We start from the raw sequence: 25329 nt of genomic DNA, 5'->3' as shown, positions 1-25329 counted from the left end.
GAAGTCCGCATGACGATAGAGATCCTGTCCCCGCAAAATAGCACGCCAAACCGCTGGCTCTCGGCGCTGCTCCTTGGCTGCGTGGTGTTTGTCCTGACACTCTTCTGTCTGGAACTGATCGTCGTCAGCGGCAAAATCTCCCCGCTCTGGTTTCCGACTACGTTAATGACCGTCGTGGTTTTCCGCTGCCCGTCACGCCAGCTCCCGCTGCTGCTGACAGCCTGCGTGCTTGGCACCGCCGGGGCTAACGCCATCATCATCGGGCCTGCCCTCTCGAACATTAAATTCGCCCTGCTCAATCTTATCCAGGCCGGTGTGGGTGGCATGCTGCTGCGCGCCCTGCTGGATCGGCGCGCGCCGCTGGATTCGCTGCATGACTGGGCACGGATGGTACTGTCGGTGGGCATCGTGACGCCGGTGCTCGGCGGCCTGCTGGCACTCTGGACGCTACAGGTCACCGGCCACGCCTCGTTTCCCTTCTTTTATACCTGGGTGATCTCCGAAATCATCGGCATGCTGGTGTTAGGCCCGATGCTGTTACTGCTGCCGTGGCCGCTGCGTCGCACGGTGTTCAGCAATCTGCGCCTGGCCGAAGCTCTGCTGACGCTTCTTCTCACCCTCGGGGCCAGTTATCTGGCGCTGCGCTTTTTGCCGTGGCCCTTTACTTTCATCGTGGTGATCCTGTTCTGGTGCGCGGTCCGCCTGCCCAAGCTGCAGGCGTTTGTGCTGTTCTTCCTGAACGCCAGTTTTATCTCGATACTGCTCGCCTTTGATCTGGTCACCGTGGTGAACAACAACAGCGCGCTGGGCCCGGTCTCCAGCTGGCTGCCGTTCCTGCTGGTGCTAATCCCCAGTCACATTATGTCGCTGGTGATGGATGCGTTCCGGCGCGAAAAGCTCCATATCACTGACAGTGAAACCCGCTTCCGTCACGCCATGGAGTACTCCGCCATCGGGATGGCGCTGGTGGCACCCCACGGCAGCTGGTTGCAGGTCAACCGCTCGCTGTGCCAGATCCTGGGCTACCCGGCTGAGGAGCTGAAGCGGCTGACTTTTCAGCAGATCACCCATCCCGACGATCTCAGCCTGGATTTGCAACATGCGAACCGACTGCTGGCGGGTGAGATTGATACCTACACCTTTGAGAAGCGCTATTTCCGCAAAGATGGCGAGATTGTCTGGGCGCGGCTGACGGTATCGCTGGTGCGCGATGGTAACCAGGAACCGCTCTACTTTATTGCGCAGATTATCGATATCTCTGAGCTGAAGCAGAGCGAGCAGGTGAATCGCCGGCTGATGGAGCGTATTACGCTGGCCAACGAAGCGGGTGGCATTGGCGTATGGGAGTGGAACCTGCTGACCGGCGAGATGTTATGGGACAAGCGCATGTACGCGCTGTTTGGTCTTGCCCCGCATGAGTCGCCCAGCTATGACCTCTGGATCCATCTGCTGCATCCCGCCGATCGCGAGTATGCCGCACTGACGGTGCAACAGGCGATTGAGCTTCGCAGCGCGTTTCACATGGAGTACCGCGTGGTCGATGACCAGGGACATCGCTGGGTGCGCACTCAGGCCAACCGGCTGCTGAGTAAAGAAGGCCGCATTGAGCGCATGCTGGGCATCTGTCAGGACATCACGCCGCTACGCAATCTTAATGAGGCGCTGTTTCAGGAGAAAGAGCGCATGGCGATCACCCTGGATTCGATCGGCGAAGCGGTCATCAGCACCGATAAAGAGATGCGCGTTGCCTTTATGAACCCGGTGGCGGAGAAAATGAGTGGCTGGTCGCAGGAGCAGGCCGCCGGTCAGCCGCTGAGTGAGCTGCTGCATATCACGCAGGGACGTAACGGCCCTGAGGTAGAGAGTTTGCTGTTATGCCAGCTGCCGCCGGAAAAAGTCACCCCCGGTCTCGCTGAAGATCTGGTGCTGCATACCCCGGACGGCGGCCATATCGATATTCACTACAGCATCACGCCGCTGCGTTCGGAAGCGGGTCTGGAACAGGGGGCGGTGATGGTCATTCAGGATGTGAGTGAGTCACGCAAACTGATGAAGCGCCTGAGCTACAGCGCGCTGCATGACACCCTGACCCGTCTGCCTAACCGCGCCAGCTTCGAACTTCAGCTTAAGCGTCTGCTGTTTGATGCCGCTGAACATCAGCATCAGCACGTGCTGGTGTTTATCGACCTTGATAAGTTTAAAGCGGTCAATGACAGCGCCGGGCATGCTGCAGGCGATGCGTTACTGCGCGAACTCTCCGATCTGATGCAGCACCCTCTGCGCAGCAGCGATTTCCTTGCGCGACTGGGCGGTGATGAGTTTGCACTACTGATGCCCGATTGCGATATCGCACAGGCACATGATGTGGTGCAGCGCATTGTCGCCGCGGTAAATGATTACCGGTTCCAGTGGCTGGGACGCCTTTATCAGGTCGGTGCCAGCGCGGGCGTGACGCAGATTTCAGCAGAAAACTGTCAGAGCAGCGACGTGCTTTCGCAGGCGGACATCGCCTGTTACAACGCCAAACGCAGCGGGCGTGGACGGCTGGTGGTCTACGAACAGCATCGCTTACCGCTGTCGGGCAACCATCAGGGCATGGATGCGGCGATGATTGATGCGCTGCAGATCGAACTGCCCGCCTGGGCCGTTGCCCCGCCAAAAACGCCGCAGGCAGCCTTTATCTGGCTGCTTGAGGTCCAGCTGTTGACCGCTGACGGGTTGCTGCTGGATGAGACACTGCTGCGCAATAACCTGCCTGATGAAACGCTGCGTCGCCGGCTGGATAACAATATTCTTGAGGCTTTTTTCCGCCACGACGTGCAGCGGCTCAATAACAAAGGCATCCCGGTGATTCTGCCGCTCAATGCTCAGGTGCTGAGTGATGCCGCCTTTGTGCAGCAACTCTGTCAGCGCTTTGTTGCCGCCGGTCTCTCCAGCAGCGGCTGTGGTTTTGCTTTCCCTGCCGCCAGCGTGCTGAGCCAGGGCGATCAGCTCTATGCCGCGCTGCTGCAACTGCGGCAGTGCGGCTGCCGCATCGTATTGCAGCATTTTGGCCGTAATCTGGATGCTTTCAATCTGCTGAGTGACGAGGTGGTCGATTATCTGGTGCTGGCGCCTGAACTGGTTGCCAACGTTCACAATAATCTGATGGATGAGATGCTGCTGACCATCATTCAGGGCCAGGCAACACAGCGCAATATCTCGGTGCTGGCCGGTCCGGTTTCGGTACCGGCCCTGCTCAGCACCCTGGCTAACCTTGATGTTAACGGCGTCTGGGGCAGTGCCGTGGCGGAGCGCCAGCCGTTGCGTTCACTGGCTGAAGATCACATCTTCGCTATTCGTTAATTCCGGCGCTGCCCGCTTGCCACCCTGCTGAAGCTGCGCTAAAGTCGCCCCCTTTTTTCCGGCATGGGGGCGAAAATGTTCATAGGATTCGATTACGGCACGGCTAACTGCTCTATTGCAGTCAGCGAAAATGGCACGCCACGTCTGTTAACGCTGGAAAATGATCAGCGCCTGCTGCCGTCGATGATCTGTGCGCCGACCCGCGAGTCGATCAGCGAATGGCTCTATCGTCATCATCAGGTCGCGACGCCTGACAGCGAAACCACGGCGCTGCTGCAGCGCGCGCTGCGATATAACCGCGAAGAAGATATCGAGGTCCAGCCCAATAGCGTGCAGTTTGGCCTCACTGCGCTGCAGCACTATATGGTCGATCCCGAAGATGTCTGGTTCGTTAAATCCCCCAAATCGTTCCTCGGTGCTACTGGCCTGAAGCCACAGCAGATTGCCCTGTTTGAAGATCTGGTCTGCGCCATGATGCTGCACATCCGCAAGCAGGGTGAAAGCCAGCTTGATCAGGCTATCGATCAGGCGGTAATCGGACGCCCGGTCAACTTCCAGGGTTTAGGCAGTGAAGAGTCTAACCAGCAGGCTGAAGGTATTCTGCTGCGCGCCGCCCACCGCGCCGGTTTCCGCGACGTGGAGTTTCAGTTCGAACCGGTGGCGGCCGGACTCGATTTCGAAGCCACGCTGCAGCAGGAGACGCGGGTACTGGTGGTGGATATTGGCGGTGGTACTACCGACTGCTCAATGTTGCTGATGGGGCCGAAGTGGCGTGATAAAGCTGACCGCCGTGAAAGCCTGCTGGGCCACAGCGGTTGCCGTGTCGGCGGTAACGACCTGGACATCATGCTGACGTTTAAGACCCTGATGCCGCTACTCGGTCTGGGCGGTAACACCCAGAAAGGCACCGCCCTGCCTGCGCTGCCGTGGTGGAATGCGATCGCCATCAATGATGTTCCGGCACAAAGTGACTTTTACAGCCCCGCCTGCGGAAAGTGGCTGCGGGATTTAGTGCGGGATGCGGAACAGGGTGACGTAGTGGCTCGCCTGCTGAAAGTGTGGCAGCAGAAGCTCAGTTATCGCCTGGTACGCGCAGCGGAAGAGAGCAAGATTGCGCTGTCAGCCAGCCCGGCGCATACCGCCTCCCTGGACTTTATTGCCGCCGCATTAGAGACAGAGATTGGCGTGGATCAGCTGCAGGACGCCATCAGTCAGCCGCTGGAGAAAATTCTGGAACAGGTGCAGCTGGCATTAGCCACCAGCCAGATTAAGCCTGATGTGATTTACCTGACCGGCGGCAGTGCGCGTTCGCCGTTGCTGCGCGCGGCGCTGCAGCAGACGCTGCCGGATACACCGATTGCGGGCGGCGATGATTTCGCCTCCGTCACCGCAGGGCTGGCCCGCTGGGCGGAAGTGATGTTCCGCTAGGCTTGCACTGCAATAACAAAGACGGCACCTGAGGGTGTAATGCCAGTCAGTTAAGCGACAGGTGATAACGCAGTCTGGTGCCGGGCCCCGGCCTGCTCTGAAGCTTGAGTGCATGTTGTCAGAAAGGGCACGAGACACGAGAGTGGAGGCCTGAGCGCCTCTGCTGCTGAAAGGGCTATCCGCAGCGCTGAGGCGTGACGCCGGGAAGCGTGGACAGTTCGGGGCCGGCCAGGGAGGGCCGATCCCCGAACGGTTCGTCGGCACGACGTCAAAGCCGAAGGTACCGCGTGAGCGGCGCGAGGACGGCCCGGCAGCAGCAGAGGTGCTCAGGCCCGTACTGCGGCTCGCTCGCCCGGAAAATCAGAATGCAATATTGGCGCTGATACCGCCGATAAACGCATCTTTCACTTCACTGACTGCGCCAGGGGCAACCACATACTGCAGGTTAGGACGCAGTGACATCCAGTTAGTTACTTTAGCGTTGTAGTAAACCTCATAGTTGTACTCTGAACCTTCCTGAATCGGCAGATAGGTCGGGCTGTCAAAGCGGCTCTCGCCATTAGCCTGATTCTGCTGACGCAGTGAGCGGGTATAGTCGCTGTTCACATGAATACGTGACGCGCCCACGCCGATCTCATCCTGAGGACGGGCATCAAACGGTCCTGTCCAGGTAAACGCAATAGACTGATAGTTGTCGGTCTTTGAGGTCTTGTGATCGTTCATCACCGCCTGCACCCGCACACCCAGACCGCGATTCACATCGCCGTCCTGCGCGGTCAGCTGTTGCTGTAACAGCAGATAGCCGCCATAGGAATGGGCCTGATCCTGATAGCCGCCGTTGCGCCAGCTGCCATAAACATCGCCATCCACCGAGGAATAGTAATAGCCGATGCGGTAGTTACCCGGTAATTTCTCCGGCCCGAAGGTTGGCTTCCAGCCCAGTTCGACCGGCACCAGATTCCCTTCTGAATTGCTGGTATCCAGACGGAAACCATCACCGCGATCGTAGTTAGCGCGGTTCTGATTATAGAAACCGACCTGGAAGAAAACGTCCGGCGTGATATTGAATTTCACCCGGCCGCCCCACTGCGAGACCGGCCAGTTAAACCAGCGATCGCCGCGCCAGTTACCCGCCTGCCCGCTACCCAGCGCCAGGTTCTGGAACAGATTGCCATCGAAGTTATCGAAGTCTTCCCCTACCGTCACCCGCCCGGCTTTCACATCGACCACATCGTTAAACAATCCTTTGCGTAACCAGAACTGGGTCAGACGCCAGGTCTGGCCGCGACCGTAAACCTCCTGCACCGAGGAGAGCATACCGGTGCGTTGATCCGCGACCTGTTCAGAAAGATTCTGTCCGTTACGACTGGTCACGGTCATCTGGAACTCGGCATCCTGCCAGTCCAGCAGCTTCTGCAGATCGAAATTGGTGCCAAACGACCACTGATCGCTGTAGCGCATGGTGGTATTGGTATCTGCCCCGCCGCCTAAATTCGCGGCGCTTTCCATGGTGTAGTTAACGTCAAACTTAATGCCGTCGTCCTGCAGCTGCGTTCGGTACCCGCCCCAGTCACCAAACATCCATTCGGAGTCCGGGCTCAGGGCGTCAGCGGCAAACGCCTGCGCGGAAAACATGGCCAGGATCAGGGTGCCGGTTGCCACACGGCGCAGCGGGAAACGCTGCTCTGCTTTTCTGTTTTTCATCTTGCTTATTCTTATGTAAGTTACGGAAAATGACGCGCAGAGGATAGTGCTGGATAACCTCTGTTTTTTGTAAATACGTGCGCATAATTACCCGTAACATCCGTTTATTAACGCATTTGTGATCGGGATCGCTGATTGGTTATTCTCTGGGCGGGGTGCGTCTTTTTTGACAGGTGCAGCGTAAAAAGGGGCGCTATCGCCCCTTGTGTTTACTGGCTTGCCTGATTCAGTTGTTCAATCTGCGCCGGGGTCAGCGTCAGTTGCATCGCGCCAGTCAGATCGTCGAGCTGTTTCAGCGAGGTGGCACTGACAATCGGTGCGGTGATACCGGGACGGGCGATCAGCCAGGCCAGCGCCACCTGCGTCGGCGTCACCTGATGCGCTTCGCTGATAGCGTCCAGTGCGTCGAGGATCCGCAAACCGCGCGGGTTAAGGTATTTATCTACGACACCCTGACCGCGCGCGCTTTTACCGGCATCCGCCGCCTCGCGATATTTGCCACTGAGAAAGCCGCTGGCGAGTGAATAGTAGTTGATCACGCCCAGCCCCTGCGCCATCACCACCGGCTCCAGCTCCGACTCATAGGGCTGGCGGTCATAAAGGTTGTATTCAGGTTGCAGGGTTTCATAGCGCGCCAGCCCCTGCGTTTCACTGACCTGCAACGCCTCCTGCAGCCGTGCCGCGCTGTAATTGGAAGCACCAATCGCCCGCACTTTGCCCTCTCTGATCAGGCTGTCGAAGGCGCTCAGGGTTTCCGCCAGCGGCGTATCCTGATCGTCGCGGTGCGCCTGGTAGAGATCGATATAGTCGGTCTGCAACCGGCGCAGTGAATCTTCGACTGCCTGACGAATATATTGCGGTTTCAGCCCGGTTTTCTCCGGCGACAATTCCATGCCAACCTTGGTTGCCAGCACGATCTGGTCGCGTTTGCCGCTTTTTTTCAGCCATTCACCCATAATGGTTTCCGATTCACCGCCTTTATTGCCCGGTGCCCAGCGGGAATAGACGTCGGCGGTATCGATAAACCACAGGCCTCGATCCACCAGCGCATCCAGCAGAGAAAAGGAGGTGGTTTGATCCACTGTCCAGCCAAACACGTTGCCGCCAAACGTCAGCAACGGCACCGCGATACCACTGTCACCCAACTGCCGGGTTTGATTCTGACTCATTTCCTGCTCCTTATTTGCCTGAAAAAACCGTCTGTCTTTCAGCATAGCAAAGTGATTTCACGGCTTTATGACGATTGTGATGCGATTAATGAAAGAACAGGCATAATTACCCCGCCCTGACAGATATCCTTATTTCCTTCAACTTCTGCCCGTCAGAGGCGGCTACACTCTGTCGTTTGCAGGCTACCCATTTGATGCCTGCGCCTGGGACTACGTCACTGCTGGAGAGCACCAACAATCATGAGCACCCGACATCCTGTTATGAAGAAAACCCTTATCGTGCTGGCCCTGATCGCCGTGGCCGCTGGCGGCTATTATGCCTGGCAGCGCCATGCCCAGCCGCAGAGCAGCAGTCAGAGTGACGCACCTGCGCCACGTGGCGGCAAAGGCGGCGGTGACGGTGCCCGTCGTCCCCTCGCGCCGGTTCAGGCCGCTACGGCCACCAGCCAGAGCGTGCCGCACTATCTGAGTGGACTGGGTACGGTGACCGCGGCTAACACGGCCACGGTGCGCAGCCGGGTCAATGGCGATCTGCTGGCAATCCACTTCACTGAAGGCCAGCAGGTGAAAGCGGGCGAGCTACTGGCAGAAGTCGACCCGCGGCCTTATCAGGTGGCGTTAACGCAGGCGCAGGGCCAATTGGCGAAAGATCAGGCGACGCTGGCTAACGCCCGTCGTGACCTGGCGCGCTTCGAGAAGCTGGCAAAAACCTCGCTGGTTTCGCAGCAGGAGCTGGATACCCAGCGCTCACTGGTCAGTGAAACGCTCGGCACGCTGAAAGCGGATGAGGGAAGCGTCGCCAGTGCGCAGCTCAATCTTACCTACAGCCGGATCACCGCGCCGATTGCCGGCCGGGTCGGGCTGAAACAGGTTGACGTCGGCAACTACGTCACCAGCGGCGACACCACCGGTATCGTGGTGATCACCCAGACGCACCCGATTGATGTGGTTTTTACCCTGGCTGAGAACAGCATCAGTTCCATACTCAAGGCGCAGAAGAGCGGTGAGTCGCTGCTGGTGGAAGCCTGGGATCGCAGTAATCAGAATCTGATCGCCAATGGCAAACTGCTGAGCCTCGATAACCAGATTGATGTCACCACCGGTACCATCAAAATCAAAGCGCGTTTTGATAATCAGGACGACACGCTGTTCCCCAATCAGTTCGTGAATGTGCGGCTGAAGGTCAACACCCTGCAGGATGCGATTGTTATCCCACCTGCCGCGCTGCAGATGGGCAACGAAGGCAACTTTGTCTGGGTGGTTAACAGCGACAACAAGGTCAGCAAGAAAAGCGTGATTGCCGGCTTGCAGGATAGCGAGAAAGTGGTGGTCAGCGCCGGTCTGGAGGCGGGCGAACGCGTCGTGACCGATGGGCTGGATCGCCTGACGGAAGGCGCAAAAGTCGAGGTGGTCGCGCCGCAGAGCAACGCACCTCGCGCTACCCGCGCCACCCTGCCGTCAAAAGGAGAGCGTGAGTAATGCAGGTCATGCCTCCCGATCACAGTGGCGGACCGTCACGCCAGTTTATCCTGCGGCCGGTCGCCACCACGCTGTTGATGATTGCGATCCTGCTGGCCGGGGTGCTGGGCTACCGCTTCCTGCCGGTCTCGGCGCTGCCGGAAGTCGACTATCCGACGATCCAGGTCGTCACGCTCTATCCGGGTGCCAGCCCGGATGTGGTCACCTCCTCCATCACCGCGCCGCTTGAGCGCCAGTTTGGTCAGATGTCTGGCCTGAAACAGATGGCGTCGCAAAGCTCCGGCGGTGCCTCGGTGGTGACGCTGCAGTTCCAGCTGACGCTGCCGCTGGATGTGGCAGAGCAGGAGGTGCAGGCTGCCATTAACTCCGCCACTAACCTGCTGCCCAACGACCTGCCTAATCCGCCGGTCTACAGCAAAGTGAATCCTGCCGATCCACCGATCATGACGCTTGCCGTCACCACGCGCAGCATGCCGCTGACGCAGGTGCAGGACATGGTGGAAACGCGGGTGGCGCAGAAAATCTCTCAGGTCAGCGGCGTCGGACTGGTGACGCTATCGGGCGGTCAGCGTCCGGCGGTGCGGGTGAAAATGAATGCGCAGGCGCTGGCTGCGCTGGGTCTGACCAGCGAAACGGTGCGGACCGCCATCAGCAATGCCAACGTAAATTCGGCCAAAGGCAGCCTGGATGGTCCGACCCGCTCAGTTACCCTGTCAGCCAATGATCAGATGAAATCAGCGGAGGATTATCGCCAGCTGATTATCAGCTACAAAAACGGCGCACCGGTGCGTCTTGGCGACGTGGCGACCATAGAACAGGGAGCAGAAAACAGCTGGCTCGGCGCCTGGGCCAACCGCGATGCGGCGATTGTGCTCAACGTTCAGCGTCAGCCTGGTGCCAATATCATTGCCACAGCAGATAATATCCGTGCCATGTTGCCCGCCCTGACCGCAGCCCTGCCGAAGTCGGTGGAAGTTAAACTGCTCACCGACCGCACCACCAATATTCGCGCTTCGGTCAACGACACGCAGTATGAGCTGATGCTGGCGATGGCGCTGGTGGTGATGATCATCTATCTGTTTCTGCGCAACGTGCCCGCCACGCTGATCCCGGCGGTTGCGGTGCCTCTGTCGCTGATCGGCACCTTTGCGGCGATGTACTTCCTCGGCTTTTCAATTAACAACCTGACGCTGATGGCGCTGACCATCGCCACCGGCTTTGTGGTCGATGATGCCATCGTGGTGATTGAGAACATCTCACGCTATATCGAGAAAGGGGAAAAGCCGCTGACCGCCGCGCTGAAAGGTGCCGGCGAGATCGGCTTTACCATTATCTCCCTCACCTTCTCGCTGATTGCGGTCCTGATCCCGCTGCTGTTTATGGGCGACGTAATCGGCCGTCTGTTCCGCGAATTTGCTGTGACGCTGGCGGTGGCGATTCTGATTTCAGCGGTGGTCTCACTAACCCTGACGCCGATGATGTGTGCCAGGATGCTGAGCGCGGAGTCGCTGCGCAAACAGAACCGCTTTTCGCGGGCCAGCGAAGCGATGTTTGATCGTATCGTGGCCGCCTATGGCCGCGGCCTGAAACGGGTACTTAATCATCCCTGGCTCACGCTGTCGGTGGCGCTTGGCACCCTGGTGCTGACGCTGTTGCTGTGGATGATCATCCCGAAAGGCTTTTTCCCGCAGCAGGACAACAGCATTATTCAGGGCACGCTGCAGGCACCGCAGTCAGTCTCCTATGCCAGCATGGCGCAGCGCACCCGCGACGTCGCCTCCATCATCATGAAAGATCCGGCAGTGGAGAGCATGACTTCGTTTGTCGGCGTGGATGGCACCAATGCCTCGCTGAACAGCGCGCGTCTGCAGATCAATCTCAAACCGCTGGATCAACGCGACGACCGCATTCCTGCCATTCAGCAGCGCCTGCAACAGCAGGTCAGTGAGGTACCGGGCGTGCAGCTGTGGCTGCAGGCGGTGCAGGATCTCACCATCGATACCCAGGCGAGCCGCACGCCCTATCAGTTCACGCTGCAATCGGGTTCACTGTCGTCGCTCAGCACCTGGGTTCCGGCGCTGCTGACCCGGCTCAGTACCCTGCCACAGCTGCGCGATGTCAGCAGTGACTGGCAGGATCAGGGGCTGGAAGCCTATGTCAAAGTGGACCGCGACAGCGCCAGCCGCCTCGGCATCAGCATGGCGGATGTCGATAACGCGCTGTACAACGCCTTCGGTCAGCGGCTCATCTCCACCATTTATACCCAGGCGAACCAGTATCGGGTGGTGCTGGAGCAGGACAATAGTGCCACTCCAGGCATGGAGAGCCTGGAGGCGATTCGCCTTAACAGCAGCGACGGCGGCAGCGTACCGCTGAGCGCCATTGCCCGCATTGAACAGCGCAACACGCCGCTCAGCATTAATCATCTCGACCAGTTCCCGTCGGCGACCTTCTCCTTCAACGTGGCTGACGGCTATTCGCTGGAAGATGCGGTGAAAGCGGTGTCGCAGGCTGAAGCCGAGCTTGGCATGCCCGCAGAGCTGATGACGCAGTTCCAGGGCAGCACGCTGGCGTTTGAAGCAGCGCTGAGCAGCACCGTCTGGCTGATTGTGGCGGCCATTGTGGCGATGTACATCGTGCTGGGCGTGCTTTATGAGAGCTTTATTCACCCCATCACGATTCTCTCAACGCTGCCCACGGCGGGTGTCGGCGCGCTGCTGGCGCTGATGCTCAGCGGCAATGAGCTGGATATCGTGGCGATAATCGGCATCATCCTGCTGATCGGCATCGTTAAAAAGAACGCCATCATGATGATCGACTTTGCGCTGGCGGCCGAACGTGAACAGGGTATGAAGCCTGTTGATGCCATCTATCAGGCCTGCCTGCTGCGCTTCCGCCCGATTCTGATGACCACGCTGGCCGCCCTGCTCGGCGCGCTGCCGCTGATGCTCAGCACCGGCGTCGGTGCCGAACTGCGTCATCCGCTGGGGATTGCCATGGTCGGCGGGCTGATTCTGAGCCAGGTGCTGACCCTGTTTACCACCCCGGTGATCTACCTGCTGTTTGATCGACTGGCGCACGCCACCCGCCGCCGCTTTGCCCGCACGGAGGCCGCAGAGTGAAGTTCTTTGCCCTGTTCATCAACCGGCCCGTCGCCACCACGCTGCTGACGCTGGCCATCGCACTGGCGGGGATGCTGGGTTTCCGGCTGCTGCCGGTGGCGCCGCTGCCGCAGGTTGATTTTCCGGTGATCGTTATCTCGGCTTCGCTGCCGGGTGCCGCACCGGAGATCATGGCGTCGTCGGTGGCCACGCCGCTGGAGCGCTCGCTGGGACGCATCGCGGGCGTCAGTGAAATGACCTCCACCAGTTCGCTGGGCAGCACCCGCATCATTCTGGTGTTTGATTTTGATCGCGACATCAACGGAGCCGCGCGCGATGTTCAGGCCGCGATTAACGCGGCGCAAAGCCTGCTGCCTACCGGGATGCCGTCGCGCCCGACCTATCGCAAAGTAAACCCTTCAGATGCGCCGATTATGATCATGACGCTGACTTCGGATACCTATAATCCGGGTCAGCTCTACGATTACGCCTCGACCCAGCTGGCGCAGAAACTGTCACAGATTGAGGGCGTGGGCGACGTCACCGTGGGTGGCAGCTCGCTGCCTGCGGTCCGCGTGGCCCTGAATCCACAGGCGCTGTTTAATCAGGGCGTCTCGCTGGATGCGGTGCGCACCGCCATTTCCAACGCCAATCAGCGACGGCCGCAGGGCGCACTGGATGATTCGCAGCAGCGCTGGCAGTTGCGTACCAATGACGCGCTGCAGACCGCCAGTGAGTATCAGCCGCTGATAGTGCATTACAACAACGGCGCGGCGGTCAGGCTGTCGGATGTGGCGACAGTCGAAGATTCAGTGCAGGACGTACGCAACGCCGGGATGTCGCGCGGTAAACCGGCGGTGCTGCTGCTGATCCGCAAAACGCCTGAAGCCAACGTCATCGATACGGTGGACCGCATCCGCGCCGAAATGCCGCTGCTGCATGAGGTGATCCCGGCCGCCATCGATCTGCAGATCGCTCAGGATCGCTCACCTACCATTCGCGCCTCGCTGCATGAGGTGGAGCAGTCGCTGGTGATCGCCGTGGCGCTGGTGATTCTGGTAGTGTTTGTTTTCCTGCGTTCGGGCCGCGCCACGCTGATCCCCGCCGTTGCGGTGCCGGTTTCGCTGATCGGCACCTTTGCCGCGATGTATCTGTGTGGCTTCAGCCTCAACAATCTGTCGCTGATGGCGCTGACCATCGCCACCGGCTTTGTGGTGGATGATGCGATTGTAGTGCTGGAGAACATTGCCCGACACGTGGAAGCGGGCATGAAGCCGCTGGCCGCCGCGCTGAAAGGGGTGCGGGAAGTCGGTTTTACCGTGTTGTCGATGAGCCTGTCACTGATTGCCGTGTTCCTGCCGCTGCTGATGATCGGCGGACTGATTGGCCGCTTCTTCTCAGAATTTGCCATTACGCTGTCGGTGGCTATCGTCATCTCGCTGTTTATCTCGGTCACCCTGACGCCGGTGATGTGCGCCTATCTGCTGAAGCCGCACGCGCCGCGCAGTCAGCCGCGTCAGCGCGGCGCGGGCCGGCTGCTGATGGCGGTCCAGCAGGGCTATGGCCGCTCGCTTAGCGTGGTACTGAACCATGCGCGCTGGGTGATGGTGCTGTTTTTCGCCACCATCGTCCTGACCGGCTGGCTGTTTGTTCATATTCCGAAAACCTTTATGCCGGAGCAGGATACCGGACGACTTTCCGGTTTTATCTCTGCCGACCAGAGCATCTCGTTTCAGGCGATGCGCAGTAAACTGCAGGATTTTATGGAGATTGTCGGGGCCGATCCGGCGGTAGAGAGCGTGGTGGGCTTCACCGGCGGGATGCGTACCAACAGCGGCTCCATGTTTATTTCGCTGAAGCCGCTGTCGGAGCGGAAAGAGAGTGCAGTGGAGATTATCGCCCGCCTGCGCAATAAGCTGGCGAAAGAACCCGGGGCGAGTCTCTATCTGAATGCGGTGCAGGATCTGCGCGTCGGCGGTCGGGAATCGAATGCCGGTTATCAATATTCCCTGCTGTCGGACGACCTCAACGCCCTGCGTGAGTGGGAGCCAAAAATCCGTCAGGCGTTCTCTGCCCTGCCGCAGCTGGCGGATGTGAACTCCGATCAGCAGGATAAAGGCAGCGAGATGGCGCTGACCTATGACCGGGAAAGCATGGCGCGGCTTGGCATCGATGTCTCTCAGGCCAATGCCCTGCTGAATAACGCCTTTGGTCAGCGTCAGATCTCCACCATCTATCAGCCGCTTAACCAGTACAAAGTGGTGATGGAGGTCGATCCGCGCTACACCCAGGATATCAGCGCCCTGTCGCAGATGTTCGTGATAAACAGCGAAGGTAAAGCGATTCCGCTGTCGTGGTTCGCCCACTGGCAGCCCGCGAATGCGCCGCTCTCGGTCAATCATGAAGGGCTGTCTGCCGCCTCGACCATCTCATTTAACCTGCCGGAAGGGGTGTCGCTGTCGCAGGCGTCGGAGGCAATTGAACGCACCATGACCGCGATTGGCGTGCCCTCCAGCGTGCGCGGCAGCTTTGCCGGTACGGCGCAGGTGTTTCAGCAGTCGCAAAGCAATCAGCTCTGGCTGATGCTGGCGGCGATTGCAGCGGTCTATATCGTGCTGGGGATCCTCTATGAAAGCTATGTCCATCCGCTGACGATCCTCTCTACCCTGCCCTCGGCGGGTGTCGGTGCGCTGCTGGCGCTGGAGCTGTTCGATACGCCCTTCAGCCTGATTGCGCTGATCGGTATTCTGCTGCTGATCGGTATCGTGAAAAAGAACGCCATCATGATGGTCGATTTTGCGCTGGAGGCAGAGCGCAACGGCCAGCTCAGCGCGCGGGAGGCAATTTTCCAGGCGTGCCTGTTGCGCTTCCGGCCGATTATGATGACGACGCTGGCAGCGCTGTTTGGCGCGCTGCCGCTGGTGCTGACCAGCGGCGACGGCGCAGAGCTGCGTCAGCCGCTGGGGATTACCATTGCAGGCGGGCTGGTAATGAGCCAGTTACTGACGCTCTACACCACGCCGGTGGTCTATTTAATGATGGATAAGTTGCGCCGTAAAAAACGCCCGCTGGCTGCCGCGCAGCAGCCGTAACAGGTATGGCGGCAGCAGGCATCGGACGTGACGCCTTTATCGGGGGGATCGATGAGTACGCAAAGCACTAACGTCCGCTGGCAACTGTGGATTGTTGCCATCGGCTTCTTTATGCAGACGCTGGATACCACCATCGTGAATACCGCGATCCCGTCGATGGCGCACGATCTGGGTGTCAGCCCGCTGCACATGCACTCGGTCATCGTCTATTACGTGCTGACGGTGGCGGTGATGCTGCCGGTCAGCGGCTGGCTGGCCGACCGTTTTGGCGTGCGCAACATTTTCTTCTGCGCGATTGTGCTGTTCAGCCTGGGATCACTGCTGTGCGCCCTTTCCGGCACCCTCGATCAGCTGGTGCTGTCGCGGGTGGTTCAGGGGATTGGCGGGGCCATGATGGTGCCGGTGGGTCGCCTGACGGTGATGAAAATCGTGCCGCGCGAGCAGTATATGTCCGCCATGACGTTTGTCACTCTGCCCGGCCAGATTGGTCCGCTGCTGGGTCCGGCGCTGGGCGGTGTGCTGGTGGAGTACGCCAGCTGGCACTGGATCTTTCTGATCAATATCCCGGTCGGCATCGCAGGCGCTATCGCCACCCTGATGCTGATGCCCAACTACAGCATGCAGACGCGTCGCTTTGATTTCGGCGGTTTTATCCTGCTGGCCGCCGGAATGGCAACCCTGACGCTGGCGCTGGATGGTCAGCGCAGCAGTGGCGGCTCTCCGCTGCTGCTGGGTGCCATGATCCTCATTGGTATGTTCTCTCTGCTGTTCTACCTGATGCATGCGCGCAGCAATGATAATGCGCTGTTCAGCCTGAAGCTGTTTGATAATCGCATCTACTCCATTGGCCTGCTCGGCAGTTTTACCGGCCGCATCGGCAGCGGCATGCTGCCCTTTATGACGCCTATCTTTCTGCAGCTCGGCATGGGTTACAGCCCGTTTCACGCCGGTCTGATGATGATTCCGATGGTGCTGGGAAATATGGGAATGAAGCGCATTGTGGTGCGCATCGTCAATCTTTATGGCTACCGCAACGTGCTGGTGATGTCGACCGTGGCGCTGGCGCTGGTGGTCCTGCTATTCCCGCTGGTGGCAATTCTGGGCTGGGTCTGGCTGCTGCCGCTGGTGCTGTTTCTGCAGGGCATGGTCAACGCCATCCGCTTCTCTTCAATGAATACCCTGACGCTGAAAGAGCTGCCCGATGAGCTGGCGTCCAGCGGCAACAGCCTGCTGTCGATGATTATGCAGCTGTCGATGAGTATCGGCGTTACCGTGGCCGGGCTGCTGCTGGGGGCATTTGCTCAGGAGAGCGCAGCGAACAGCACGGCGGAACATCAGATGTTTATTTATACCTACCTTTGCATGTCGCTGATTATCATCCTGCCCGCGCTGGTGTTCTGGCGCGTGCCGCCACAGGTGAGTACCAACGTTGATTTGCGACGCCGGAGAAAAAAATGAGAGATAACCTGCGCCTGGGCATCGGTGCCAAACTGTTTATGGCGATTTTCGCCACCTGCATGCTGGTGCTGATTACCATGCACTGGGGAGTTCGCCTCAGTTTCGAGCATGGCTTTGTCGACTACATTAAGCGCGGCAACGAGCAGCGGTTAAATCTGCTCAGCGATGCCCTGGCCGATCAGTATGAGCAGCACGGCAACTGGGATTTTTTGCGCCACAACGACCGGCTGGTGTTCACCATGCTGCGCTCGCTGGAGCAGAATCCCGACAGTAACAGTCAGCTGCCGCCGCACGGCTGGCGCACCCAGTTCTGGATCCTCGATCAGCAATATAAAGTGCTGGCCGGGCCAAAATCGCCGGTTCCGCCCGAAGGCACGCGACGCAATATCACCACCAGCAATAATAAAGTGGTCGGCTGGGTCATCGGCTCGCCGCCGGAGCGGCTGACGCGCAGCACCGACATTAACTTTGATCAGCAGCAGCGGCGCACCAGCTGGATTATCGTCGGGCTGTCTACGCTGCTGGCGGCACTGGCGACCTGGCTGATGGGGCGCGGTCTGCTGGCTCCGGTCAAACGGCTGGTTGACGGCACCCATCATCTGGCGGCCGGTAATTTTGCCACCCGGGTTGAGGTCAGCAGCCGGGATGAGCTGGGCCAGCTGGCCAGGGACTTTAACCTCCTTGCCAGCTCGCTGGAGAAAAATGAGAGCATGCGCCGCGCCTTTATGGCCGATATCTCCCATGAGTTACGCACACCACTGGCGATCCTGCGCGGTGAACTGGAAGCGATGCAGGATGGCGTGCGCAAACTGACGCCGGAAGCGATCGCCTCGCTACAAAGCGAAGTGGTGGTGCTGACCAAGCTGGTCGACGATCTGCACCAGCTGTCGCTGTCCGATGAGGGCGCCCTTGCCTACCGCAAACAGGCAACCGATCTGGTGCAGCTGCTGGAAGTGACGGCAGGCAGCTTTGCCGAACGCTATCGTGCACACGGGCTGACGCTGAAACTCAATCTGCCCGATAACGCCCTCTTCTTTGGCGATCCCGACCGCCTGATGCAGTTGTTCACTAATCTGCTGGAGAACAGCCTGCGCTACACCGACAGCGGGGGCCGGGTTGAAGTGACGCTGAACTATGAGGCACCCAACTGGCGCATCGAGTTTGATGACAGCGCGCCGGGCGTGGATGGGGAACATCAGGCGCAGATTTTTGAGCGCTTCTTCCGCACCGAAGGCTCGCGCAATCGCGCCAGCGGTGGCTCGGGCCTGGGCCTGGCCATCTGTAAAAATATCGCTGACGCGCATGGCGGCGATATTCATGCGGCGCACTCTGATTTAGGTGGACTGAAAATCGCGCTACACTTGCGCTATGTTCCCCTTGTGTAGACGCTTATGAGCCTGGAAAACCACGACCCGCTGATTCTGGTGGTCGAAGATGAGCCGAAACTGGCGCAGCTGATGATCGATTATCTGCATGCCTCGAACTACCGTACCCATCACATTGCTGACGGCAACGCGGTGCTGGAGTACGTGCGCCAGACGCCACCGGACCTGATGCTGCTGGATTTGATGCTGCCAGGCACCGACGGTTTAACGCTGTGCCGTGAAATCCGTCGTCATTCCGAGCTGCCGATTATTATGGTCACCGCCCGTACCGAGGAGATCGATCGGCTGCTGGGGCTGGAGCTGGGCGCGGATGACTACATCTGTAAGCCCTTCAGCCCGCGTGAAGTAGTGGCGCGAGTTAAAACGATTCTGCGCCGGGTAAAACGGTCGGCGGAAGAGCCGCAAAGCGCCTCGTTACTTCGCGTCGATGAGAGCCGCTTCTTCGCCAGCTGGCGCGGAAAACCGCTGGATCTCACCCCGGCGGAGTTCCGCCTGCTGAAAACGCTGTCGCTGGAGCCGGGCAAGGTCTTTTCACGCGAACAGCTGCTTAACCATCTCTATGATGACTATCGCGTGGTCACGGACCGCACCATCGACAGCCATATCAAGAACCTGCGGCGCAAGCTGGAGAATCTCGATAGCGAGCAACCTTTTATCCGCGCCGTCTACGGCATGGGCTATCGCTGGGAAGCCGATGCCTGTCATTTGATCTAGTTTGATCCCGATCAATTTACTTCCCTTTTCTCACTGCCTACAATTCCGCACCTTTTGCAGGGCTTCACTGCCCTGCACCTGCCGCCTGAGGCGACATGCTGACCTGACATCAGTGAGAAAATCATGAAACCCGAACTGCTTTCCCCCGCTGGCACCCTGAAGAACATGCGTTACGCGTTTGCTTATGGTGCCGATGCCGTTTATGCCGGCCAGCCGCGCTACAGCCTGCGGGTGCGCAACAACGAATTCACCCACGAAAACCTCGCACTGGGCATCAGTGAAGCGCACGCGCTGGGTAAAAAATTCTACGTGGTGGTGAACATTGCGCCGCACAACGCCAAGCTGAAAACCTTTATTCGTGACTTAGCGCCGGTAGTGGCGATGCAGCCCGACGCGCTGATCATGTCCGATCCCGGCCTGATCATGCTGGTACGCGACGCTTTCCCGACGATGCCGGTTCATCTGTCGGTGCAGGCCAATGCGGTTAACTGGGCCACGGTAAAGTTCTGGCAGCAGATGGGCCTGAGCCGGGTGATTCTGTCACGCGAGCTGTCGCTGGAGGAGATCGCCGAGATCCGCCAGCAGGTCCCGGAGATGGAGCTGGAAGTCTTTGTCCATGGCGCACTCTGCATGGCCTACTCCGGTCGTTGCCTGCTCTCCGGCTATATGAACAAACGCGACCCGAATCAGGGAACCTGCACCAACGCCTGCCGCTGGGAGTATAAAGTGGCGGAGGGTCAGCAGGATGAGGTGGGGAATATCGTTGGTATCCACACACCTGTCGCCGTACAGGATGTGACACCAACGCTGGGCGTTGGTCAGCCCACCGACAAGGTGTTTCTGCTGGAAGAGAAGATGAAGCCCGGCGAGGTGATGAGCGCGTTCGAAGATGAGCACGGCACCTACATCATGAACTCGCGGGATCTGCGCGCGGTTGCGCACGTGGAGCGGCTCAGCGAGATGGGCGTTCATTCGCTGAAGATTGAGGGACGCACCAAGTCCTACTACTACTGCGCCCGCACCGCTCAGGTTTATCGCCGGGCGATTGATGATGCCGCTGCCGGTAAGCCGTTTGATCCCTCACTGCTGTTAACCCTGGAAGGCCTGGCACATCGTGGCTATACCGAAGGCTTCCTGCGCCGCCACACTCACGACAGCTACCAGAATTATCAGCAGGGCTTTTCGGTGTCCGACCGCCAGCAGTTTGTCGGCGAATTCACCGGCGAACGCCGGGGCGAATGGGCTGAAGTGGCGGTGAAGAATAAGTTTATGCTGCACGACAGCGTGGAGATCATGACGCCTCAGGGGAACCTGAATTGCCAGCTGGACGCGCTGCAGAATGCGCGCGGCGAACCCACTGAAGTTGCGCCGGGCGATGGCCATCGCGTCTGGCTGCGGGTGCCAGAGGAGGTGGATCTGCGTTTTGCACTGCTGCTGCGCAACTTCGATCATGGTGAAGATACCCGGGACCCTCATAATCGTTTACCAACGGAAACATTTTGAGGAAATCAGAACAGGATCACAGACCCCTGCGCGGCGCTGCTTTATAGTCCCGCCTGCTGCTAACGAGTAACAACAAACGGCAGATTTACCAGGAACCACCTCATTTACCCGCCCGGCTCCCCCGTGCGGGTTTTCTTTTTTCTCTCTTTCGCCAATAATTTACTGCTGGCAGCTGTGTTATAAATCCCTTCTTACTCTGTAGATCTTCAAGGAACGCAAAATGGATAATAAACCGCTTACGCTGCTCATCCTGAATGGGAAAGGCGCGGGTAATGATGATCTGCGCGAAGCTATTACGACCCTGCGTGAAGAAGGCTTCGACATTGCGGTGCGTGTCACGTTTGAAAAAGGTGACGGCGATCGGTACGTCAAAGAGGCCATTGCGCTGCAGGCCGCGACCGTGGTGGCCGGTGGTGGCGATGGCACCATCAATGAAATTGCGACTGCGCTGGCTTCTTCTGAAGCGGATCATCGCCCGGTGCTGGGCATCCTGCCGCTGGGTACCGCCAACGATTTTGCCACCAGCGTCGGCATCCCGGAAGAGATGGAACCAGCACTGCGACTGGCGATTCAGGGCAAAGCCAGTGCCATCGATCTGGCCAGGGTAAACCAGAGCCACTACTTCATCAATATGGCGACCGGCGGGTTTGGCACCCGTATCACGACTGAAACCCCGGAAAAGCTGAAGTCGGCGCTGGGTGGCGTCTCCTACTTTATTCACGGCCTGATGCGCATGGATACGCTGAAACCGGATACCTGCGAGATCAGCGGCCCCGATTTCGCCTGGCAGGGTGATGCGCTGGTGATCGGTATCGGTAATGGTCGTCAGGCAGGCGGCGGTCAGCGGTTATGCCCTTCTGCCCTGATCAACGATGGCCGACTGGACGTCAGTGTTGTCACCGCGCAGGAGTTGCTGCCTACCCTGCTGCACTCGCTGACCGGCGACGATGACAATCCCGGCATCGTCACCACGCAACTGGAGTCACTGACGATCCGTTCTCCGCATGAGATGACCTTTAATCTCGATGGCGAGCCGCTTTCCGGGCGCGAATTCGTGATTGAGGTGATGGCGGGCGCGCTGAGCTGCCGCCTGCCGCCGCAGTGCGCGCTGCTTGCCTGAACCGACATCAGGGGCGAAAGCCCCTTTTTTCTTCTGCTACCATTAGCGCCCATTTTCTCCGTAACATCCCTCCTGCTGCCTCGCTTTATCACGCCTTAACGGGCGTTTTCAGGCAATGTAAACACTCTGTGATTCCGTTCACAACTCTGCCACCCTAACTTGTATGGTAGTATTAAAGAGCGTACTTTTTCATCATTGAACGCTGACTTAAGGCAACCAGGATGAAAATTGTTAAGGCAGAAGTATTTGTAACCTGCGCAGGCAGAAACTTTGTCACCGTAAAGATCACCACCGATCAGGGTCTGACCGGCATTGGCGACGCAACGCTGAATGGCCGTGAATTACCGGTCGCCTCCTACCTGAAAGATCACGTCTGCCCGCAGCTGATTGGCCGCGATGCGCATCAGATCGAAGACATCTGGCAATATTTCTACAAGGGCGCTTACTGGCGTCGTGGCCCGGTCACCATGTCCGCTATCTCGGCCGTCGATATGGCACTGTGGGATATCAAAGGCAAAGCCGCCAATATGCCGGTCTATCAGCTGCTGGGTGGCGCATCACGCACCGGCGTGATGGTCTATTGCCACACCACCGGCCACTCCATTGATGAAGTGATGGATGACTACGCGAAGCACAAAGAGCTGGGCTTCAAAGCGATTCGCGCGCAGTGCGGCGTTCCGGGCATGAAAACCACCTACGGCATGGCGAAAGGCAAAGGTCTGGCCTATGAGCCTGCAACCAAAGGTAACTGGCCGGAAGAGCAGCTCTGGTCAACCGAGAAATACCTCGATTTTACCCCGAAACTGTTCGCGGCCATCCGTGACAAGTTTGGTTTCGATGAGCACTTGCTGCATGACATGCATCATCGCCTGACGCCAATTGAAGCGGCGCGTTTTGGCAAGAGCGTGGAAGATTATCGCCTGTTCTGGATGGAAGATCCGACGCCTGCTGAGAATCAGGAGTGCTTCCGCCTGATCCGCCAGCATACCGTTACCCCGATTGCCGTGGGTGAGGTATTCAACAGCATCTGGGATTGTAAGCAGCTGATTGAAGAACAGCTGATCGACTACATCCGCACCACCATTACGCATGCGGGCGGCATCACCGGTATGCGGCGTATTGCTGATTTTGCCTCGCTCTATCAGGTGCGCACCGGCTCGCACGGTCCTTCTGATCTCTCCCCTGTCTGCATGGCGGCTGCACTGCACTTTGACCTCTGGGTGCCGAACTTCGGTGTGCAGGAGTACATGGGCTTCTCCGAACAGATGATGGAGCTGTTTGATGCAAACTGGACCTTTGACCAGGGCTACATGCATCCAGGCGACAAACCCGGTCTCGGCATTGAATTCAACGAGAAACTGGCGTCGAAATATCCCTATGAACCTGCCTATCTCCCGGTCGCCCGTCTTGAAGATGGCACCCTGTGGAACTGGTAAGGAGAAGCTGATGAAAAGCGTTGTTATTGAACAGCCGGGTGAACTGGTGGTGGCTGAACGTCCACTGCCACAACCTGCGGCGGGCGAAGTCCGGGTCAAAGTGGCTTATGCCAGTATCTGCGGCTCTGATGTGCATATCTGGCACGGTCATAACCCGTTCGCGAAATATCCACGGGTAATTGGTCACGAATTTTTCGGCGTCATTGACGCGGTGGGCGACGGTGTTGATCCGGCCCGGCTGGGCGACCGCGTGGCGGTGGATCCGGTGGTGAGCTGCGGCAGCTGCTACCCCTGCTCGGTGGGCCGTCCCAATGTCTGCACCACACTGCAGGTGATTGGCGTGCACCGTGACGGCGGCTTCAGCGAGTTTGCGTTGGCTCCGGCAAAAAATGCTTTTTCCCTGCCGGACAGCATCCCCGATCGGCTCGCCAGTCTGGTTGAGCCTTTCACTATCGCCGCCAATATCACCGCGTTTCTCAAGCCGCAGCCAGACGATGTGGCGCTGATTTACGGTGCCGGTCCGATGGGGCTCACTGCGATTCAGGTGCTGAAGGGCGTCTATAAGGTTAAAAAGGTGATGGTGGTGGATCGCCTGCCGGAAAGGCTGGCACTTGCAGAGCAGAGCGGTGCCGATCAACTGTTCGATAACAGCGAAATCCCGCTGGCGGCACAGCTTGAGGGCGTGCAGCCTACGCTGATTATCGACGCGGCCTGCCATCCCACCATTCTGGCTGAAGCGGCTGCCCTCGCCTCACCGGCCGCGCGCATTGGCCTGCTGGGTTTCTCCGGCGAGCCGTGCAGCATTACTCAGCAGAGCCTGACCAGTAAGGAGCTGTCGCTGTTTACCTCACGTCTTAACAGCAATCGTTTCCCCCAGGTGATCGAATGGATGGAAGAAGGGTTAATCCAGCCAGAGAAACTGGTCACGCACTACTTCCCGCTGCAGGAGATTGAGCGTGCGATGACCCTGTTTGAAAAAGATCCGCGCACCTGCTGCAAAGTCATACTTCAGATGGGTTAATTATCCGCTGAACACCAGGTCTCCTCAGCCGGTGCGTACCCGCCGGCATGACTATAAAGATAAAACAGATCACGGAGTTTGTATGTTCAAGAATCTGCGCTGGACCCTCGTTTTGCTGCTGTTCCTGGTTTACATGATTAACTACCTCGATCGTGTCGCCCTGTCGCTGACGGTGCCGCTGGTGGAAAAAGATCTGGCGATCAATGCTGAGCAATTTGGCATGATCTTCGGCAGCTTTTTCTTTGGCTATGCCCTGTTTAACTTCCTTGGCGGCCTTGCCACTGACCGCTATGGCCCTAAAATCGTGCTGGCCGTGGCGGTAGGTGCCTGGTCCATTTTCTGCGGCATGACCGCACTGGCCACCGGCTTCTGGTCGCTGCTGATCCTGCGTGTGCTGTTCGGCATGGCTGAAGGCCCGATCTGCTCCTCGGCCAACAAAGCGATTAACGGCTGGTTCCCGAAAAAACAGGCCGCGACGGCCATGGGCTTACTGAGTGCAGGATCACCTTTGGGTGGTGCGGTCGCTGGCCCGATCATTGGTTATCTGGCGCTCGCCTATGGCTGGCGTCCGGCGTTCGTAATTGTCTGCTGTATCGGTCTGGTGTGGATGGCGTTCTGGCTCTTCTTCGCCGCTGACAATCCGGCGAAGAGCAAGCGTGTCAGCGAAGAGGAACGTCTGCTGATTGATCGCCTGAAAGCAACGAACCCGAATGATGAGGTTGATCTGTCAGAAACGTCACATCCGTTTGGCTACTACCTGCGCCAGCCGATTATCCTGGTCACCGCTTTTGCCTTCTTCTGCTACAACTACATTCTGTTCTTCTTCCTGAGCTGGTTCCCGGCCTACCTGGTGCAGGCGCACGGCCTGGATATCAAATCGATGAGCATCACCACCATGATCCCGTGGATCGTCGGTTTCGTTGGCCTGGCGCTGGGTGGCTGGATCTCCGATAAGATCTTTAACATCACCGGCAAGCTGTTGTTGTCCCGCAAAATTGTGCTGGTGGTCTCACTGCTGGCCGCCGCAATTTGTGTGGCGCTGGCGGGTACGATAAAAGATGTGGTGCCTGCGGTAATTATGATGTCGGTGTCGATTTTCTTTCTCTATATCACCGGCGCAATCTACTGGGCGATTATTCAGGATGTGGTGCACAAGAGCCGTATCGGCAGCATCAGCGGCTTTATCCATCTGGTGGGTAGCCTCTCCGGCATCATCGGGCCTATTGTCACCGGGTTTATTGTTCATCACACCGGTAAATTCGATAGCGCCTTTATCCTTGCGGGCTGTGTCGCCGCGCTGGGTGCCTTCCTGGTGTTATTTGTGATTCGCAGTCCGAAAACACAGGATAAACCGGTTTCGGTCTGAGTGTTGTT

15 protein-coding genes are annotated in these 25329 nt (G+C 58.5%); 13 read left to right on the top strand and 2 right to left on the bottom strand.

Annotated elements, in window-relative coordinates:
* Nucleotides 1–9: 9 nt before the first annotated feature.
* Together OK409_RS01930 and yegD are read left to right on the top strand one after the other, a co-directional pair.
* Nucleotides 10–3345, top strand: coding sequence for a diguanylate cyclase (locus OK409_RS01930; RefSeq protein WP_264366678.1), 3336 nt, complete (start codon nt 10–12; stop codon nt 3343–3345).
* A gap of 75 nt (nt 3346–3420) precedes the next feature.
* Nucleotides 3421–4773 (top strand): molecular chaperone, encoded by a 1353-nt coding sequence (gene yegD, locus OK409_RS01925; RefSeq protein ID WP_031591370.1) that lies wholly within the window; start codon nt 3421–3423, stop codon nt 4771–4773.
* A 360-nt stretch (nt 4774–5133) separates the two neighbouring features.
* Here the strand turns inward: yegD and OK409_RS01920 are convergent, their stop codons facing one another.
* Nucleotides 5134–6477, bottom strand: coding sequence for a carbohydrate porin (locus OK409_RS01920; protein WP_187511764.1), 1344 nt, complete (start codon nt 6475–6477; stop codon nt 5134–5136).
* Nucleotides 6478–6686: 209 nt separating this feature from the next.
* Nucleotides 6687–7646 (bottom strand): aldo/keto reductase, encoded by a 960-nt coding sequence (locus tag OK409_RS01915; protein WP_010670985.1) that lies wholly within the window; start codon nt 7644–7646, stop codon nt 6687–6689.
* 240 nt (nt 7647–7886) lie between these two features.
* Here OK409_RS01915 and OK409_RS01910 point away from each other — a divergent pair, with 240 nt between their 5' ends.
* The 11 genes from OK409_RS01910 (at nt 7887) to OK409_RS01860 (ending at nt 25321) form a co-directional block, all read left to right on the top strand.
* On the top strand, nt 7887–9125 hold the full coding sequence (locus tag OK409_RS01910; protein ID WP_010670986.1) for an MdtA/MuxA family multidrug efflux RND transporter periplasmic adaptor subunit: 1239 nt from the start codon (nt 7887–7889) through the stop codon (nt 9123–9125).
* Entirely contained in the window at nt 9125–12247 is a 3123-nt protein-coding gene (locus tag OK409_RS01905; protein WP_033788263.1) for an MdtB/MuxB family multidrug efflux RND transporter permease subunit, read from the top strand. The genes OK409_RS01910 and OK409_RS01905 overlap by 1 nt, the downstream gene beginning before the upstream one ends.
* Nucleotides 12244–15318 carry a multidrug efflux RND transporter permease subunit MdtC gene (gene mdtC, locus OK409_RS01900; protein WP_033778769.1) on the top strand — a complete coding sequence of 1025 codons (3075 nt, stop codon included), beginning with the start codon at nt 12244–12246 and terminating at the stop codon, nt 15316–15318. Before OK409_RS01905 ends, mdtC begins: the two co-directional genes overlap by 4 nt.
* Nucleotides 15319–15369: 51 nt before the next feature.
* Entirely contained in the window at nt 15370–16776 is a 1407-nt protein-coding gene (locus tag OK409_RS01895; protein ID WP_010248184.1) for an MFS transporter, read from the top strand.
* A complete protein-coding gene (baeS, locus tag OK409_RS01890) occupies nt 16773–18161 on the top strand; it encodes a two-component system sensor histidine kinase BaeS (RefSeq protein WP_264366677.1) in 1389 nt (462 codons plus the stop codon). The genes OK409_RS01895 and baeS overlap by 4 nt, the downstream gene beginning before the upstream one ends.
* A gap of 6 nt (nt 18162–18167) precedes the next feature.
* Nucleotides 18168–18875, top strand: a complete 708-nt coding sequence (gene baeR, locus OK409_RS01885) for a two-component system response regulator BaeR (RefSeq protein WP_158131553.1) — start codon at nt 18168–18170, stop codon at nt 18873–18875.
* A gap of 120 nt (nt 18876–18995) precedes the next feature.
* Entirely contained in the window at nt 18996–20378 is a 1383-nt protein-coding gene (yegQ, locus tag OK409_RS01880; RefSeq protein WP_033743970.1) for a tRNA 5-hydroxyuridine modification protein YegQ, read from the top strand.
* 220 nt (nt 20379–20598) lie between these two features.
* On the top strand, nt 20599–21498 hold the full coding sequence (gene yegS, locus OK409_RS01875) for a lipid kinase YegS (RefSeq protein ID WP_033772226.1): 900 nt from the start codon (nt 20599–20601) through the stop codon (nt 21496–21498).
* Nucleotides 21499–21719: 221 nt separating this feature from the next.
* Nucleotides 21720–22934, top strand: coding sequence for a D-mannonate dehydratase ManD (gene manD / locus OK409_RS01870; protein ID WP_010670990.1), 1215 nt, complete (start codon nt 21720–21722; stop codon nt 22932–22934).
* A 10-nt stretch (nt 22935–22944) separates the two neighbouring features.
* Nucleotides 22945–23955: a Zn-dependent oxidoreductase gene (locus OK409_RS01865; protein ID WP_010248197.1), complete on the top strand. Its 1011-nt coding sequence runs from the start codon at nt 22945–22947 to the stop codon at nt 23953–23955.
* An 82-nt stretch (nt 23956–24037) separates the two neighbouring features.
* Nucleotides 24038–25321 (top strand): MFS transporter, encoded by a 1284-nt coding sequence (locus OK409_RS01860; protein ID WP_010248200.1) that lies wholly within the window; start codon nt 24038–24040, stop codon nt 25319–25321.
* Nucleotides 25322–25329: the final 8 nt, after the last annotated feature.

This window comes from Pantoea sp. RG18 (assembly GCF_025910075.1).
Classification (GTDB): domain Bacteria; phylum Pseudomonadota; class Gammaproteobacteria; order Enterobacterales; family Enterobacteriaceae; genus Pantoea; species Pantoea agglomerans.
Note: the sequence above shows the minus strand (reverse complement) of the source record. Positions and strands in the feature narration are given on the sequence as shown.

Bases quoted from the DNA above. Each gene is read 5' to 3' on its own strand.
- OK409_RS01930 (WP_264366678.1), top strand. From the start codon at position 10: ATGACGATAGAGATCCTGTCCCCGCAAAATAGCACGCCAAACCGCTGG.
- yegD (WP_031591370.1), top strand. From the start codon at position 3,421: ATGTTCATAGGATTCGATTACGGCACGGCTAACTGCTCTATTGCAGTC.
- OK409_RS01920 (WP_187511764.1), bottom strand. From the start codon at position 6,477: ATGAAAAACAGAAAAGCAGAGCAGCGTTTCCCGCTGCGCCGTGTGGCA.
- OK409_RS01915 (WP_010670985.1), bottom strand. From the start codon at position 7,646: ATGAGTCAGAATCAAACCCGGCAGTTGGGTGACAGTGGTATCGCGGTG.
- OK409_RS01910 (WP_010670986.1), top strand. From the start codon at position 7,887: ATGAGCACCCGACATCCTGTTATGAAGAAAACCCTTATCGTGCTGGCC.
- OK409_RS01905 (WP_033788263.1), top strand. From the start codon at position 9,125: ATGCAGGTCATGCCTCCCGATCACAGTGGCGGACCGTCACGCCAGTTT.
- OK409_RS01895 (WP_010248184.1), top strand. From the start codon at position 15,370: ATGAGTACGCAAAGCACTAACGTCCGCTGGCAACTGTGGATTGTTGCC.
- baeS (WP_264366677.1), top strand. From the start codon at position 16,773: ATGAGAGATAACCTGCGCCTGGGCATCGGTGCCAAACTGTTTATGGCG.
- baeR (WP_158131553.1), top strand. From the start codon at position 18,168: ATGAGCCTGGAAAACCACGACCCGCTGATTCTGGTGGTCGAAGATGAG.
- yegS (WP_033772226.1), top strand. From the start codon at position 20,599: ATGGATAATAAACCGCTTACGCTGCTCATCCTGAATGGGAAAGGCGCG.
- manD (WP_010670990.1), top strand. From the start codon at position 21,720: ATGAAAATTGTTAAGGCAGAAGTATTTGTAACCTGCGCAGGCAGAAAC.
- OK409_RS01865 (WP_010248197.1), top strand. From the start codon at position 22,945: ATGAAAAGCGTTGTTATTGAACAGCCGGGTGAACTGGTGGTGGCTGAA.
- OK409_RS01860 (WP_010248200.1), top strand. From the start codon at position 24,038: ATGTTCAAGAATCTGCGCTGGACCCTCGTTTTGCTGCTGTTCCTGGTT.